This window comes from Promicromonospora vindobonensis (assembly GCF_042685865.1).
In the GTDB taxonomy this organism is placed as follows: domain Bacteria; phylum Actinomycetota; class Actinomycetes; order Actinomycetales; family Cellulomonadaceae; genus Promicromonospora; species Promicromonospora vindobonensis.
Genome location: NZ_JBHUOG010000002.1, coordinates 1,184,979 through 1,198,517, shown reverse-complemented (window position 1 = coordinate 1,198,517; position 13,539 = coordinate 1,184,979). Strand labels below are relative to the sequence as shown.

At 71.7% G+C, this 13,539-nt stretch carries 15 protein-coding genes; 6 read left to right on the top strand and 9 right to left on the bottom strand.

What is annotated here, in order from left to right; all coding sequences use genetic code 11:
• Positions 1–80: 80 nt before the first annotated feature.
• Positions 81–1,151 carry a hypothetical protein gene (locus ACFS27_RS18590; protein ID WP_377185782.1) on the bottom strand — a complete coding sequence of 357 codons (1,071 nt, stop codon included), beginning with the start codon at positions 1,149–1,151 and terminating at the stop codon, positions 81–83.
• Between the two features lie 165 nt (positions 1,152–1,316).
• Here ACFS27_RS18590 and ACFS27_RS18585 point away from each other — a divergent pair, with 165 nt between their 5' ends.
• Entirely contained in the window at positions 1,317–3,071 is a 1,755-nt protein-coding gene (locus tag ACFS27_RS18585; RefSeq protein ID WP_377185780.1) for an ATPase, read from the top strand.
• Between the two features lie 69 nt (positions 3,072–3,140).
• On the opposite strand, the gene ACFS27_RS18580 is transcribed toward ACFS27_RS18585, so the two are convergent.
• Together ACFS27_RS18580 and ACFS27_RS18575 are read right to left on the bottom strand one after the other, a co-directional pair.
• Entirely contained in the window at positions 3,141–3,962 is an 822-nt protein-coding gene (locus ACFS27_RS18580) for a metal-dependent hydrolase (RefSeq protein WP_377185778.1), read from the bottom strand.
• A 174-nt stretch (positions 3,963–4,136) separates the two neighbouring features.
• Positions 4,137–4,625 carry a GNAT family N-acetyltransferase gene (locus ACFS27_RS18575; protein ID WP_377185776.1) on the bottom strand — a complete coding sequence of 163 codons (489 nt, stop codon included), beginning with the start codon at positions 4,623–4,625 and terminating at the stop codon, positions 4,137–4,139.
• Between the two features lie 131 nt (positions 4,626–4,756).
• Between ACFS27_RS18575 and ACFS27_RS18570 the strand changes: the two genes are divergently transcribed.
• A complete protein-coding gene (locus ACFS27_RS18570; protein WP_377185774.1) occupies positions 4,757–5,812 on the top strand; it encodes an LLM class flavin-dependent oxidoreductase in 1,056 nt (351 codons plus the stop codon).
• A gap of 90 nt (positions 5,813–5,902) precedes the next feature.
• Here ACFS27_RS18570 and ACFS27_RS18565 read toward each other — a convergent pair whose 3' ends face one another.
• The 5 genes from ACFS27_RS18565 to ACFS27_RS18545 form a co-directional block, all read right to left on the bottom strand.
• The gene (locus ACFS27_RS18565) at positions 5,903–6,373 is read right to left on the bottom strand and encodes an HNH endonuclease (RefSeq protein WP_357475089.1); all 471 of its coding nucleotides are present in this window, start codon (positions 6,371–6,373) and stop codon (positions 5,903–5,905) included.
• A 527-nt stretch (positions 6,374–6,900) separates the two neighbouring features.
• Complete coding sequence (locus ACFS27_RS18560; RefSeq protein ID WP_377185772.1) at positions 6,901–8,178, bottom strand: arginine deiminase; 1,278 nt, start codon at positions 8,176–8,178, stop codon at positions 6,901–6,903.
• Positions 8,179–8,194: 16 nt separating this feature from the next.
• Complete coding sequence (locus tag ACFS27_RS18555; protein ID WP_377185770.1) at positions 8,195–8,911, bottom strand: VIT1/CCC1 transporter family protein; 717 nt, start codon at positions 8,909–8,911, stop codon at positions 8,195–8,197.
• Positions 8,912–8,968: 57 nt separating this feature from the next.
• On the bottom strand, positions 8,969–9,643 hold the full coding sequence (locus ACFS27_RS18550; protein ID WP_377185768.1) for a DUF1684 domain-containing protein: 675 nt from the start codon (positions 9,641–9,643) through the stop codon (positions 8,969–8,971).
• 42 nt (positions 9,644–9,685) lie between these two features.
• Positions 9,686–10,138: a nitroreductase/quinone reductase family protein gene (locus ACFS27_RS18545; RefSeq protein WP_377185766.1), complete on the bottom strand. Its 453-nt coding sequence runs from the start codon at positions 10,136–10,138 to the stop codon at positions 9,686–9,688.
• A 92-nt stretch (positions 10,139–10,230) separates the two neighbouring features.
• On the opposite strand from ACFS27_RS18545, the gene ACFS27_RS18540 reads away from it, so the two are divergent.
• Complete coding sequence (locus tag ACFS27_RS18540) at positions 10,231–10,614, top strand: VOC family protein (RefSeq protein ID WP_377185764.1); 384 nt, start codon at positions 10,231–10,233, stop codon at positions 10,612–10,614.
• Between the two features lie 79 nt (positions 10,615–10,693).
• Entirely contained in the window at positions 10,694–11,875 is a 1,182-nt protein-coding gene (locus ACFS27_RS18535) for an FAD-dependent monooxygenase (protein ID WP_377185762.1), read from the top strand.
• On the opposite strand, the gene ACFS27_RS18530 is transcribed toward ACFS27_RS18535, so the two are convergent.
• Positions 11,860–12,204: a PEP-utilizing enzyme gene (locus ACFS27_RS18530; RefSeq protein WP_377185760.1), complete on the bottom strand. Its 345-nt coding sequence runs from the start codon at positions 12,202–12,204 to the stop codon at positions 11,860–11,862. The genes ACFS27_RS18535 and ACFS27_RS18530 overlap by 16 nt on opposite strands.
• A gap of 65 nt (positions 12,205–12,269) precedes the next feature.
• On the opposite strand from ACFS27_RS18530, the gene ACFS27_RS18525 reads away from it, so the two are divergent.
• Both ACFS27_RS18525 and ACFS27_RS18520 read left to right on the top strand, forming a co-directional pair.
• The gene (locus ACFS27_RS18525; RefSeq protein ID WP_377185758.1) at positions 12,270–12,917 is read left to right on the top strand and encodes a transcriptional regulator; all 648 of its coding nucleotides are present in this window, start codon (positions 12,270–12,272) and stop codon (positions 12,915–12,917) included.
• Positions 12,918–12,945: 28 nt separating this feature from the next.
• Positions 12,946–13,539 (top strand): histidine phosphatase family protein, encoded by a 594-nt coding sequence (locus tag ACFS27_RS18520; protein WP_377185756.1) that lies wholly within the window; start codon positions 12,946–12,948, stop codon positions 13,537–13,539.

The following is a 13,539-nucleotide window of genomic DNA, read 5'->3' as shown; positions in this document are numbered from 1 at the left end:
ACCGGAACTACCGGCTGGACCTGAGAAAATCTATCAGCGTCCTGCCGCACCGGTCGGCAACGTCCCCGACCTGTGACCTGCTAGCCGTTCCCGCCGGGCAGGGCGTCCTCGAGGTTCTCGGTCGCGTTCTGCTTGGCGTCCTCGACGCCTTGCTCGACCTGCTCCTCGACGGACTTCCGTGCGTCGTCCTTCGCGTCCTCGACGCTCTCGTCCACCGACTCCTGGACGTTCTGCTGGACGTTCTGCTGCATGTCAGCGGTGGCGTCCTGGGCGTAGCCGATGATGCCACCGACGGCGAACACCACGATCCACGCGATGGTCGCGAGGGCGTACGGCCAGATCGCCAGCGACGTGCCGAGCGACCGGATCGTGTTGAACAGCCCGGCGAGCGCGATCCCGAGCACCGGGATCGTCAGGTTCGCCGCCTGGTCGGACCATTCGGGGTTGAGGTTGAGCATGCTGAGCACGCCGTCGCCGATGCCCCGGAACAGCGGGAACTGAGAGACGTCCGGCATGACGTCGAACCCAGGGATCAGCCGGACGAGCTGGTAGACGCTGAGCGCGAGCAGGATCCGCGGGATCCACGCAAGGACGGCGCCCGCCATCGCACCGCCACCGGACGAGTCGTCGCCCCGGTCCCGGTCCCGGCGAGGCGCCGGGGCCGGCGGCGTCGGCTGGGGCGCCTGCGGGTTGTATCCCTGGTCGTAGGGCTGCGCCTGGCCGTACCCGCCCTGGCCCTGCCCGTAGCCCTGGTCGCCGGGAAAGGCGCCTGGCGCGTAGGCCTGGGTGGGCTGCGCCGTCTCGTGCGGGCGGTACGGCCGCGCGGGCGGCGGGGTCGCGGCCCGGAAGTCACGCCCGTGGTCGGGCTGTGGTATCCCGGAGGGCGGGATCACCTGGGTGTGGTCGCCGTAGCCGGCACCGCCCTGCGGCGTGCCCGCCGGCGGCATCACCTGGGTGTGGTCCCCGCTGCCCTGCGCCGGCCAGGCGGCTTCGGGAGCCTGTCCGTCGCGGATCGGGTCGAAACGCTGGGTCGCGGCATACGATGACGGGGCATCGGGCTGCGCACCCGGACGACCAGGACGAGCGGGCGGCCGCTGGATCTGCGTAGGGTCATCCGCCGGAGGCATTCGGCGGGTGGGCTCGTCGGACACGCGGAGGCTCCTCGGTAGTGGTCCCGGTTTCGACACCTGTTTGCGCGAGAACCTACCAGGTGGGGTGATTGCCCCGTTGGGGTGGCCAGCCGGACGAACATGTCCGACCCTTACCTCGGGGGCGAACCACGCGAGCCGCCTACCCAGGAACTTCGGAGGAAACGCATGAGCTCTGACACCGTGCCCCGCTGGCCCCGGATCGACGCGATCGTCCGGGAAGACGGTTCCGGTGAGGTGACGATCGACGGGACGTTCCACCCCATCGCCACGGGCAGCCTGGAAGAGGCGCGTGTGGAGGTGCTGCGCCGGGTGACGGAGAACGCCGCGAAGGTCGGCCGGCCCGTACGGGCCTCGGCGACGGGCCCCGAGGGGCTCTGGAACCTGATCGTGCACCCGGACGGGACGGTGGTGCCGGAGGAGGACGAGCTTGCGCCGGCGTCCTCACCGACGCCACAGGCGCCGGCGTCGTCCCCGACGCCGCAGGTGCCGCCCGGCCCGATGGCGGAGCAGACGGCGCCGGGGCCGGTGTTCGAGGGCGCGCCGGTCGTGGACCTGCCCCCGCGGGGCGGGCCACCGGCCGACCCCGACGCGACCCGGGTCTCCGGCGTGACCGGGGCAGGTCTCGCGGGCGGGGCTGCCGGTTCCGACCCGCGCGACGCCGCGGCCGAGACCGACCCCGAAGACACGGTGCGTCGTGTCGCGCGGACGCCCGAGGCGCCGGGTGCCACGTCGTCCGCCGGGGCTGTCGTCGAGCCGACGAACGGTTCCGGGGTGGCCGACTGGGTACGCGAGAGCGCCACCGACGGCACCAAGGGCGGCGCCTCCGGCCTCGCGAGCAGCATGCCCAGCAGCATGGCGAGCAGCACGACGGGCAGTGTGCTGAGCCCCGTGTCCGGGCCGGTGGACGCGGTGCCGGCTGCCGGGAGCATGGGTGGCAGCCTGTCCGCGCCGCCGTCGGAGCCGACGCCGGCGGCCGAGGGGGACGCGCCGCGCTCACGACGCGAGGCGCGGGAGTCGTTCCTCACGCACCAGCAGGACGAGGACCCGGCCACGCGAGGCGTCCGGGGCATGCTCACCCGCATCGGCATCCGCGTCGGGCCGAGCGAGTCGGAGCGGGCCGAGCGGGCCGACGAGCGCGCCGTCAGCCAGCACTGGCCCGGTCCGCGCACCATCTCGGTGGTAAACGGCAAGGGCGGCGCGGGCAAGACGCCGTCGACCGTGCTGCTGGCCGCGGTCTTCGCGCAGTTCGGCGGCGCGGGTGTCGTGACGTGGGACAACAACCAGACGCGCGGCACGCTGGGCTGGCGTACGGAGCAGGGGCCGCACGAGTCCACGCTGCTGGACCTGCTGCCGCAGACGGATCGGCTCCTGGGCCCGTCGGCGCAGGCCGCAGACCTCGCGCGGTACGTGCACCACCAGACACGCGACCGGTTCGACGTGCTGCGGTCCAAGCCGATCGCCATGGCGAACGAGCAGCGGATCGAGCCGCAGGACGTGGACGCGATCCACTCCGTGCTGTCGAAGTACTACCGGATGATCCTCATCGACTCCGGCAACGACGAGTCGGACCCGATGTGGCAGCGGATGATCGACCTCACCGACCAGCTCGTGGTGGCCACCACCACGCGCGACGACCACGCGGAGGCCGGCGCTCTGCTGCTCGAGGCGCTCGCGACCCGCGACGGACGCTCGGCGTACCTGGCGCAGCAGGCGGTCGTCGTGGTGAGCCAGGCCGACCAGAAGGAACCGGCCAGCGAGCTGGAGAAGGTCGCCGACGGGTACCGGTCGCTGGCCCGCGAGGTGGTGACCATCCCGTTCGACCCCGCGATGGTCGACGGCCACCTGCGCTACGGCGCCCTCCGCACGGACACCCGCAGGGCCTGGCTCGCTGCGGGCGCCGCGGTAGCGGGCGGCCTCTGACCCACCGGAGCCGTCGAGTGCGGGATCTGTCAGGGCGAAGATCCCGCACTCGACGCCGACGGGTGCGGGTCAGGAGGGAAAGATCGCCACGATCTGGTTCCAGACCGCCATGGTGTCGTAACCCATCTCGTTCAGGAACGCCCACAGGATCCCGACGACCGCGTACAGCGACACCGGCACGAGGAAGATCCACTCGCGCACGGAGCCGGCGTTCCCGAGGATCGGGATGGCGATGTTTCCGCCGGACCGCCACATCCAGTCGAGCTCGATGCCACGCTTGTTGCGCATCCAGTACGGGGACTTGAACTTCAGCGGCCACAGGAGCGGCACGCCGGCGGTGGTGATCATGTCGCCGAGAATGTGCACGATGCAGCCGAGCGCCACGCTGAACGGCATCCAGTACCACTCCTCCGGCGCGAAGATCGCGATGAGGACCGCCAGCGTGATGGAGGTGGTCCACGGCAGGATCTTCGTGTCCCGCGTGATCTTGAGCGCCTTGAGCGCGAACGCCACGAGCAGCACGCACATGATGCCGGGGCCGATGAGGATCGTCCCGAGCTGCTCGTTGCCGGTGTCGATGCTCAGGAGGCTGAGGCCCCAGGCGATCGCCGTGAACACCGCGACACCGAGGATCGAGTGCGTGCCCTTGCGGTGCCCGCCGGACACGGCCTCGATTCCCTTGACCACGACGTCCGAGACGGGCGACAGCGAGTTCGCGATCGTGCCGGAGTGATGGTCGGCGTCGGGCAGCAGTGCGGCCCCGGCACAGACGAGGGCACCCGCGATGACTCCGGTGTCAGTGACTCCCGGGTACCAGCCGAAGGCGATCGGCGTCGACGCGGTGACTGCTACCCAGGCCGCGGCTCCCGTCGCGGCGTGGTTGCCTCCCATCATGGTGGTGTGCGCTCCAGTTCCCGGGTCTCCCCGACGTGTTCGGTGGCCTGTCCGACCGGGTTCGTCCCCGGCCGGAGGAAACCCTAGCGTGGGTCACCGACACCGGCCGCGATGGCGCGCCCAGCGGCCTGAGCAGGCCGAACGCACCTTCCCGGCAACGAGTCGGAGCGGTCAGGCGCCCGTCACGTAGGCGTAGCGGTGGAAGTGCTCCTCGCGCACGAAGCCCTCCGACTCGTACAGCCCCTGCGCCGCGACGTTGTCCCACGCGGTGGCCAGCGACACGCGGACCGCACCGGCGTCCTTGGCGCGGCGGCACGTGTCCTGCACCAGGGCGCGCCCGGCGCCGGTCCCGCGCGCGGCGGGCGAGACGAACAGGTCGTTGAGGACCCACGACTGGCTCAGGCTCACGGACGACCAGGTGGGGTAGCTCTGCGCGAACCCGACCACGCCGCGGCCCGCGGCCGAGGCCTCGGGCTCGCTGCCCTCCGGTTCCAGTACTGCGACGAGCAGCACGCTGTCGCCCGCATCGCGGCGGGCGGTCAGATAGGCGCGCGCTTCGGCGTCGGGCACCTCCTGGTCGTAGAACCTGAGGTACTGACGGAAAAGGTCGACCACGGCATCGACGTCGTCGTCGGTCGCGGCGCGCACATCAACAGACACCTCGCGATCATGTCAGGCCCGAGGGGGTGGGCGCCATGACCTCACGCGATACCAGGGACATCGCGTGGGTGATACAGGAGCGGCCTGCCGTGCCCGGAACATGCCGGGGCGCGGAACGGTTGTCAGAGGCGATGAATACCACGCCACGCTTGTCCGTCCTTGACCTCGTGCCCGTCCGCTCGGGCCAGACCAGCGCTCAGGCCCTGGCGGCCTCGCTCGAGCTGGCGGTCCTCGCCGACCGCCTCGGCTTGGAGCGCTACTGGTTCGCGGAGCACCACAACATGGCCGCCGTGGCGGCGTCGTCGCCGCCGGTCATGATCGCGGCCGCCGCCGCGCGGACCTCGCGCATCCGGGTCGGGTCGGGCGGCGTGATGCTGCCGAACCACGCCCCGCTGGTCGTGGCGGAGCAGTTCGCGGCCCTCGAGGCCGTCGCTCCGGGGCGGATCGACCTCGGCATCGGCCGCGCGCCGGGCAGCGACCCGGTGATCACGTCGCTGCTACGGGCCACCGGTCCGACGGCGGACGTCGACCGCTTCCCGCAGCACGTCACCGACATCCTGAGCCTCATGGGGCCCGACGGCGCCCAGCTGCGACTTACCTCCGGCGAGATCTACGACGTGCGGGCGACGCCCGCCGCCGCGGGCGTACCGACCGTGTGGCTGCTGGGCTCCAGCGACTACTCGGCGCGCCTCGCCGCGGAGCTGGGTCTGCCCTACGTGTTCGCCAACCACTTCTCCGGCCAGGGCATGGACCAGATCCTCGGCCTGTACCGCGACGGCTACCGCCCCTCCGCGGAGCACCCGGAGCCGCGCACGTTCCTCACGGCCAACGCGGTGGTCGCGCCGACGTCCGACGACGCGCACGAGCGTGCGCTGCCGCAGCTGCGGCAGATGGCCAAGCTGCGCTCCGGCCAGAAGCTGGGCGCGCTCGAGACCGTCGAGGAGGCCGTGCGTGCCACGGCCGGCGAACCGGCCGACGGTGCGTTCGCCCAGTCGATCGAGTCGATGCGGGCCCGCTGGCTGATCGGCGACGGGGCCCAGGTGGCCGCAGAGGTGCGTGGGCTGGCCGAGCGGCACGGCGTCGAGGAGGTCATGCTCGTGCCCGTCGCCGGTTCGCGCGACGGGGAGCCGATGGACGCGACCCCTGGCCGCACCCAGACCCTCGAGCTGCTGGCGGGCGCGCTGTAGACCCGCGGGATCGGCAAAAGGTCAGGAGGTCGGCAACCTGAGTTGCCGACCTCCTGACCCTTTGCCGACCGCAGCATGCCCCAGCTGCACCTAGGCGGCCCGGGCCGCCCGGTGCCGGATGGCGCGCGCGTACTCGGCGCGTGGAACGTGTGGCGTCACGTGGAGCACCATGCCCGCCTCCGCCGGCGTGCGGTCTGCCTTGTGCGAGTTGCACGGGTAGCACGCTGCCACGAGGTTCATCCACGTCGATGGGCCTCCGCGCGAGCGCGGCAGGATGTGGTCCACGGTCTCGGCGGGGCCGCCGCAGTACGCGCACAGGCCGTCGCGCCGCTTGACACCCTGCTTGGTGCACGCGGGCGCCCCGCCCGACTTGTAGAGCCACCGCATCGTGACGTACCGGACCAGCCGGAGCACGCGCGGTAAGGGGAACGGCCCGAAGGAGCGGCCGTCGACCGCCTCCTCGACGACCGCGACCTCGCGCACGAGCATGTGGATGGCATGCCGGACCGATACCCGGTGCAGCGGCTCGTAGCCGGCATTGAGGACTAGGACGTCGGCCACGGGCCTGCTCCTTCCGGTGAGCTTGTCCTTCTCGTTCTTCGCTCTCGTTCTTCGCTCTCGTTCTTCGCTGGTCGTTCGGGTCGTGCTGTGTGCTGTCCGGTCCCGGGACGACAAGAGCCGCCCGGGAACAGACATCCCGAGGCGGCTCACGTTCACTGGTCCGGCAGAACCGGATCAGCGGCGTATGGCGCCTCGTATGGCCTCACGGCCGTCCCGCAGGTGCTGTGCAGTGGTCGGGAAGGACGAAGCGGTGGCAGCACTGACCGTGCACAGGCCTGAGGCCTGGAGTGCAACGCTGGTGCGGACCATCGTGGATCTCGTCCTTCCGTCTTGTTCGGATCTGACTCGTATCGGTGCTCCGGCAGGAGGTGCAGACACACAACCGGCCGCCACGGCGCGAAGTCCGTGTGTGAAGAAAGGTACAACGAGGACTTGGTAGCGTCTATGGCTTTTCCGGAACTGCAACCCAAGGATGCATCAAGTTTCCGGCGTGGCGCGACGCCACGGCGTGTCGCGCCGCCGCATGCCTACCAGCTGACGGGCTCCCGGATGATCGGGCACGTCATGCAGTGGCCGCCGCCCCGACCGCGGCCGAGCTCCCCGCCCGCGATCTCGATCACCTCGACGCCGGCCTTGCGCAGCAGGTCGTTGGTGGTGGTGTTCCGGTCGTAGGTGAACACCACACCGGGCTCGACGGCGACGGAGTTGTTGCCGCTGTCCCACTGCTGGCGCTCCGACTCGTACACGTCGCCGCCCGTCTCGATGACCCGCAGCTCGCCCAGACCGGAGGTCTGCCCCACGACATCGAGGAAGGAAGACCCGCCGGCGTCGGTCACCGAGACCCCGAGCGGACCGGGGTCCGGGCGCAGCACGAACGGGTGCACGCGGTCCACGATCCGCGGATAGACGGTGACGGTGTCGACGTCGACGAACGTCATGATCGTGTCCAGGTGCATGGCCGCACGCAGCCGGGGCATGCCGGCGACCACTATCTGCTCGGCGGCGCCCTGCTCGAACAGCGACGCCGCCACCTGGGTGATCGCCTGGCGCGAGGTGCGCTCGCTCATGCCCATCAGGACGGTGCCGTTGCCGATCGGCATGATGTCGCCGCCTTCGAAGGTGGCCTCGCCGTGGCTGGTCTCAGGGTCGCCCCACCACACGCGGCTGCCCACGAAGTCGGGGTGGAACGCGTAGACAGCCTTCATGAGCAGGGTCTCGTCGCGGCGCGCCTGCCAGTACAGGGGGTTGAGCGTGAGGCCGCCGTAGATCCAGCACGTGGTGTCCCGCGTGAAGAGGGTGTTCGGCAGCGGCGGCATGAGGTACTCACGCGCGTCGGGGCTCATGTCCGCGAGCGCGCGGAAGCCCGGCGGCAGCTCGGGCACGTCGGCGACGGCGAGGCCGCCGATCAGGTACCGGGCGAGCTCGTGCTCGGGCAGGGACTCGAGGTACTCGCGTGTCGCGTCGACCAGTCCGTTGCCCACGATCTCCGGGACGATCTTGCGGTCAAGGAGCCAGTCGCGGGCGCCGGCCACACGGAGCGTCTCCGCGAGCAGAGCGTGCAGCTCGACGACGTCGACGTCGCGGCTGCGGAGCTCGGCCACGAAGTCGGCGTGGTCCTGCTGGGCGCGCTCCACCCACAGGACGTCGTCGAACAGCAGGTCGGCCGAGTTGGACGGGGTGAGGCGCTGGTGTGCCAGGCCCGGCGCGCAGACCAGGACCTTGCGCAGGCGGCCGACCTCGGAGTGGACGCCGTAGGCCGACGAGGGTGAGCCGGCAGGGGGCGGGTTGATGTCGATGGTGTTCATCGGGCGCTAACGGTACTCACCCCATCGCCGTCGTGCCGAGCAGGGAGCCGACGGCGAAGGTCGCCCCCAGGGCGAGCGCACCGCCGACCACCACGCGTGCTGTGGCCCGCACGCGCGGTGCGCCGCCGATCCAGGCGGCCGTCCAGCCGGTCCCTGCGAGCGCCCCCAGCACGACGACGAAGGTGATGGCGACGCGCCAGGGCTCGGGGATCAGGAGCACCGCCGCGAGCGGCAGCACGGCGCCGAGGATGAAGGCCACGGCGGACGCGAGCGCCGCGTTCCAGGGGCTGACCACCTCGTCCTCGTCGATGTTGAGCTCGGCGTCCAGGTGCGCGGACAGGGCGTCGTGCTCGGTGAGCTCGACGGCGACCTGGCGGGCGGTGCCGGGGGAGAGGCCCTTGGCCTCGTAGAGCTCGGCCAGCTCGGCGAGCTCTACGTCGGGCATCGCGGCGAGCTCGGCCTTCTCCTTGGCGATGAGCGCCTTCTGGCTGTCGGACTGGCTGGAGACCGAGACGTACTCGCCCAGCGCCATCGAGATCGCCCCACCCACGAGGGCGGCGAGGCCCGCGGTGAGGATGGGCCCGGTCTGCGTGGTCGCTGCCGCCACGCCCACGGCGACGGCCGCCACCGACACGATCCCGTCGTTGGCGCCGAGCACTCCCGCGCGCAGCCAGTTCAGCCGCTCGGCGAGGCCTTCGGTGTGCGGTTCGTCCGCGTGCCCGACGGTAGTCATGGCCCCAGGCAACCAGGAGTCGGGACGGGACGCCAACGTCGCCGAGGCCGGCGTGCCTCAGTGCGGGGTGTGCTCGCCCACCGGGACCGGGACGTCGAGCATGTTGCCCGGCTGGGCGAGGGGGCACGTCCATGCCGGGTCGTAGGCGCAGGAGGGGTTGTAGGCGAAGTTGAGGTCGAGGACCAGCTCGCCGATGCCGTCGTCGTACCCGCCCGCGTGGCCCAGCCACGCGCCCTTGATGGTGTCCAGGAGGTAGCGGCCGCCGCCGTACGTGCCGCCAGGGGTGCCGGCGAGCGTGTCCTTGATCGGCACGAACAGACCGCCGCCGTACGAGGCGAGGCGCCAGACGTCGAGCGAGCCGAGCCCGTCAAGGACCACCTTCCCGAGCAGCTCGAACGGGACGACGCCGTCGGTGCCGGTGGGGACGTCGAGGCGGCGCGGCGCGCCGTCGGGTCCGGGCTCCGCCGGCACGATCGGGGCGGTCAGGCGCCAGGCCGGGTCGTACGGGGCGACGGACAGGCCGGTGAAGCCGGGCTTGTCCTCTGGCAGGACGGGCGACGCCGGATGGGTCGCGAAGAGCTCGTCGCGGGTCATGACCCAGTAGGCGTGCGCGGCGGCCGGGTCCTCGGCCGCACGGACGCGGACGCCGGCGTACAGCGCGAAGACGCGCCGTCGCCAGTCCGCGGTCTGCAGGGCTGTGGTGGCCGGGGACGTGGTGGCAGCGTGCGTCATGCTCACGACACTACCCACGAGCACTGACACGCACCCGGGCGCTCACCGCGGTGTCAGCCGGATGACCGGGATCTCCCGGTCGGTGGCTTCCTCGTACCTGCGGAACTGGTCCGCCTCGGTGGTGATCTTCTCCCAGGCGTCGGCGCGCTCGGCACCGCGCAGCTCCCGTGCGGTCACGGCGACCTTGCGGCCCGCGTGCTCGACGGTCACCCGGTCCGGGTGAGCGGCGAGGTTGAGGTACCAGGCAGGGTTGGCGGGTGCGCCGGCTGCGGACGCGACGACCAGCCAGCTGCCGTCAGGGCCGGGGAACCAGGCGAGCGGGGTCTCGCGGGGCTGACCGCTCTTGCGCCCGACCGTGGTCAGGACCAGGAGGTTCATGCCCATGGTCGTGCGGTCGGTGCGCCGGGCACGGCCCATGAGCAGCCGGTTCATCCAGCGGAACGTGCGGCCCGGCTGCTTGGCGCCGCGTGTGCCGGTGGGGTGGCTGAAGCTCATGTCGTGCCTTCCGGGTGGGGTGGTCCCAGGATAGGAGGCGGTGCTGGTCCGGGCGGGCGAGGCGCGCGCCGAACGAGGCCTAGGATCGCGAGATGCTGCGACTCTCCGACGTCACCTACCTCGTCCGCGATCACGACGAGGCGATCACGTTCTTCCTCGACGCCCTGGGTTTCGTCCTGCGGCAGGACGAGACCAGCGCGTCCGGCTGGCGCCGGGTCGTCGTCGGCCCTGCGGGTGGCGGGACCGGGCTGGTGCTCGCGCTGACCGACGCGGTGGGCGCCGTCGGCCGGCAGGCCGGCGGTGAGGTCGCGTTCTTCCTCGAGACCGATGACTTCGCGGCACAGCACGCCCGCATGACGGCGGCGGGGGTGCGGTTCCGTGAGGAGCCGCGCCACGAGGAGTACGGGACGGTGGCGGTCTTCGAGGACCTGTACGGCATGCCGTGGGACCTGATCCAGCCTCCGACCGGGCCTTGAAAACGAAAGTGAGATTGTGTTTTCATGAGGAGGCGAGAGCGGCCGGCACGGTCGCTCGCCCTCATCCAGGAGGTCAGGCATGACCACACACCGCCCCCGCGCAGTCGTCGTCGGCGCAGGTATCGCTGGGCTGGGCGCCGCATTGCGGTTGCACCAGGCGGGCTGGGAGGTTCTGGTGGCCGAGCGGACGCCTGCGCGCCGCTCGGGCGGGTACGCCGTGACCTTCGCCGGCATGGGCTACGACGCGGCCGAGCGGATGGGCATCCTGCCCCAGCTCATCGAACGGCACATCACCCCCGACCGGATGGACTACGTACGGCCGGACGGCCGCACCAGGTTCTCCGTGCCGGGGCCGACCGTCCGGGCGATGGTGGGGGACCGATCGCTGAACCTCCTGCGCGGCGACATCGAGGACGTGCTCTACCAGGCGGTCACCGATCAGGCGTCCGACACCGTGCGGATCCGGTTCGGGACCAGCATCGTGCGCGTCGAGCAGGACGCGAGCGGCGTGGACGTCAGGCTCGACGACGGCACGGTCGAACGCGCCGACCTGCTCATCGGCGCCGACGGGCTGCACTCTGCGACCCGGCGCCTCGTGTTCGGTGCAGAGGACGACCTGCGCCGTGACCTGAACCACATGGCCGGCGTGTTCACGCTCGACACGCTTCCCGAGGGCGTCGAGCCCGGCGTGACGGCCTCGCTCACGGACACCGGACGCACGCTGGCGGTCGTCAGCCTCGGCTCGGACCGTGCGGTGGCGTTCTTCGGCTACCGCACCGAGCGGCCCATGGACGAGCTCGCCGACGGGCCGCAGGTCGCACTGCCTCGTGCCTACGGTGACATGGGCTGGGTTGCGCCCGACGTGCTGGCGCAGCTGGCGGGCGCGGAGTCGGTGTACTTCGACACCATCAGCCAGATGGTCGTCGACCGCTGGAGCAGCGGGCGCGTGGTCCTGCTGGGCGACGCCGCGTGGTGCGTCACGCTCTTCGCCGGCTTCGGTTCGTCGCTGGCCGTCGCGGGCGCCGACGCTCTGGGTAGTGCGCTCGAGCGGCACGCGGACGACCTGCCCGCCGCGCTGCGCGAGTGGGAGGACCAGATCCGCCCCGAGGCAGAGCGCAAGCAGAGGCTCGGACGCCAGGTGAAGGGACTATACGCCCCGGCGGACCCGCTCCGGCTCTGGCTGCGTGACCTGCCGTTGCGCCTGGCCTCCTACCGTCCGGTCTCGGCGCTCCTCCAGCGGCGGCTTCAGCTCACCTCGTGAGCGCTGACCCGTCCGGCGTCGCCGTCGACGGTGATCGTCTCGCCGTCGCGCAGCGTCGTCATCGCGCCGGGCACCGCGAGCACCGCGGGGATCCCGTGCTCGCGCGCCACGATCGCGGCGTGGGACAGCACGCCGCCGGTCTCGGTGACGACGGCGGCCACGACGCCGAACAGCGCCGTCCACGCCGGTTCGGTGAACCGGCACACGAGCACGTCGCCCGCCCGGACCCTGGCGAAGTCGTCGGGCCCGTGCACCACACGTGCCGGCCCGGATGCACGCCCTGGGCTCCCGGGCGTTCCTGTGGTGTGCGAGACGGCGGAGCTCGCCATGGCTTCCTCCCTGAGCGTACCTACCTGCGTTGACACCGGTCACAGGAGGATGCACGGTGCGAAATATGACGCACAACCCGGACCTCGCCCGATCCTCTCAGCACGAGCTGCTCGTGCTCCACTCCGTCCGGATCCAGGGCATGGCCGACGACGACGCCGTGGCCGCACGGTTCGACCTCGACGAGGCGGACACCCGCGAGACCCTGCTCGACGACGAGGCGTACGGCTGGGTCAGACAGGCGGCGTTCGCCGGTACCGCCGGCTGGTCCATGACCGACCGTGGGCGTGCCGAGGACGACCGGCGGCTGGCCGAGGAGCTGGACGGCACGGGTGCCCGGCCCGTCGTCGAGCGGGTCCACGAGTCGTTCGTGCCGCTGAACGCCCGTCTGCTGCAGGCCTGCACCGACTGGCAGCTCCGCCCGGAGGCCGATGACCGTCTCACCCCGAACACGCACACCGACCCGGAGTGGGACGCGCAGGTCCTGGGGGAGCTCGGGGCGTTGGACCGCGAGCTCGCACCGCTGGTCGCCGAGCTGGCCTCGGTGCTCGTGCGGTTCGAAGGCTACGACACCCGGTTCTCCGCGGCTCTCGGCAAGGCGCGGTCAGGGCAGGGCGAGTGGGTGGCGGGCACCGGCATCGGGTCGTGCCACGCCGTGTGGATGGAGCTGCACGAGGACCTGATCTCCACCCTCGGGATCCAGCGGGGCGCGTAGCGTCAGGGGCGGGCAGTAGGTTCTTCGGATGGCGACAAGACATCTCTACCTCGCACGACACGGTGCGGCGGACGCGTTCGGCGACCTGACCGACGTCGGGCGGCGGCAGGCGAGCCTGCTGGGCGAGCGGCTCGCCGGGCTACCTGTCGACACCGTCTGGCACTCGCCCCTGCCGCGCGCCGCGGCGAGCGCGCACGTGATCGGCGAGCACCTGCCGGGCGTGCCCGTCACGGCGGCCGCCGAGCTGGTCGACCACGTGCCGTACGTCCCGGCAGCCCCGGACCTGCCGCGGGCCTGGGCCGGGTTCTTCGACGGCTACGACGACGCCGAGCGTGCGCCGGGCGAGCGGCTCGCCGCCGAGCTGGTGGACCGGTTCGCGAAGCCCACCGAGACCGAGACCCACGAGGTCCTGGTGACCCACGCGTTCCAGGTCGCGTGGCTGCTGCGGCACGCCCTCGACGCGCCGCCCGCGCGGTGGCTCGGCCTGAACAGCGGCAACACCGCGCTGACGGTGCTCGAGTACCGCGAAGGCCTGCCGCCGACGGTCGTGCTGTTCAACGACATGGGCCACCTGCCGCAGGACCTGCGATGGACGGGCTTCCCGCCCTCGCAGCGCCCCTAG

Excerpts from the sequence above, each read along its gene's own strand:
- ACFS27_RS18585 (WP_377185780.1), top strand. The coding sequence starts at position 1,317 with ATGAGCTCTGACACCGTGCCCCGCTGGCCCCGGATCGACGCGATCGTC.
- ACFS27_RS18580 (WP_377185778.1), bottom strand. The coding sequence starts at position 3,962 with ATGGGAGGCAACCACGCCGCGACGGGAGCCGCGGCCTGGGTAGCAGTC.
- ACFS27_RS18570 (WP_377185774.1), top strand. The coding sequence starts at position 4,757 with ATGAATACCACGCCACGCTTGTCCGTCCTTGACCTCGTGCCCGTCCGC.
- ACFS27_RS18560 (WP_377185772.1), bottom strand. The coding sequence starts at position 8,178 with ATGAACACCATCGACATCAACCCGCCCCCTGCCGGCTCACCCTCGTCG.
- ACFS27_RS18555 (WP_377185770.1), bottom strand. The coding sequence starts at position 8,911 with ATGACTACCGTCGGGCACGCGGACGAACCGCACACCGAAGGCCTCGCC.
- ACFS27_RS18550 (WP_377185768.1), bottom strand. The coding sequence starts at position 9,643 with ATGACGCACGCTGCCACCACGTCCCCGGCCACCACAGCCCTGCAGACC.
- ACFS27_RS18545 (WP_377185766.1), bottom strand. The coding sequence starts at position 10,138 with ATGAGCTTCAGCCACCCCACCGGCACACGCGGCGCCAAGCAGCCGGGC.
- ACFS27_RS18540 (WP_377185764.1), top strand. The coding sequence starts at position 10,231 with ATGCTGCGACTCTCCGACGTCACCTACCTCGTCCGCGATCACGACGAG.
- ACFS27_RS18535 (WP_377185762.1), top strand. The coding sequence starts at position 10,694 with ATGACCACACACCGCCCCCGCGCAGTCGTCGTCGGCGCAGGTATCGCT.
- ACFS27_RS18530 (WP_377185760.1), bottom strand. The coding sequence starts at position 12,204 with ATGGCGAGCTCCGCCGTCTCGCACACCACAGGAACGCCCGGGAGCCCA.
- ACFS27_RS18525 (WP_377185758.1), top strand. The coding sequence starts at position 12,270 with ATGACGCACAACCCGGACCTCGCCCGATCCTCTCAGCACGAGCTGCTC.
- ACFS27_RS18520 (WP_377185756.1), top strand. The coding sequence starts at position 12,946 with ATGGCGACAAGACATCTCTACCTCGCACGACACGGTGCGGCGGACGCG.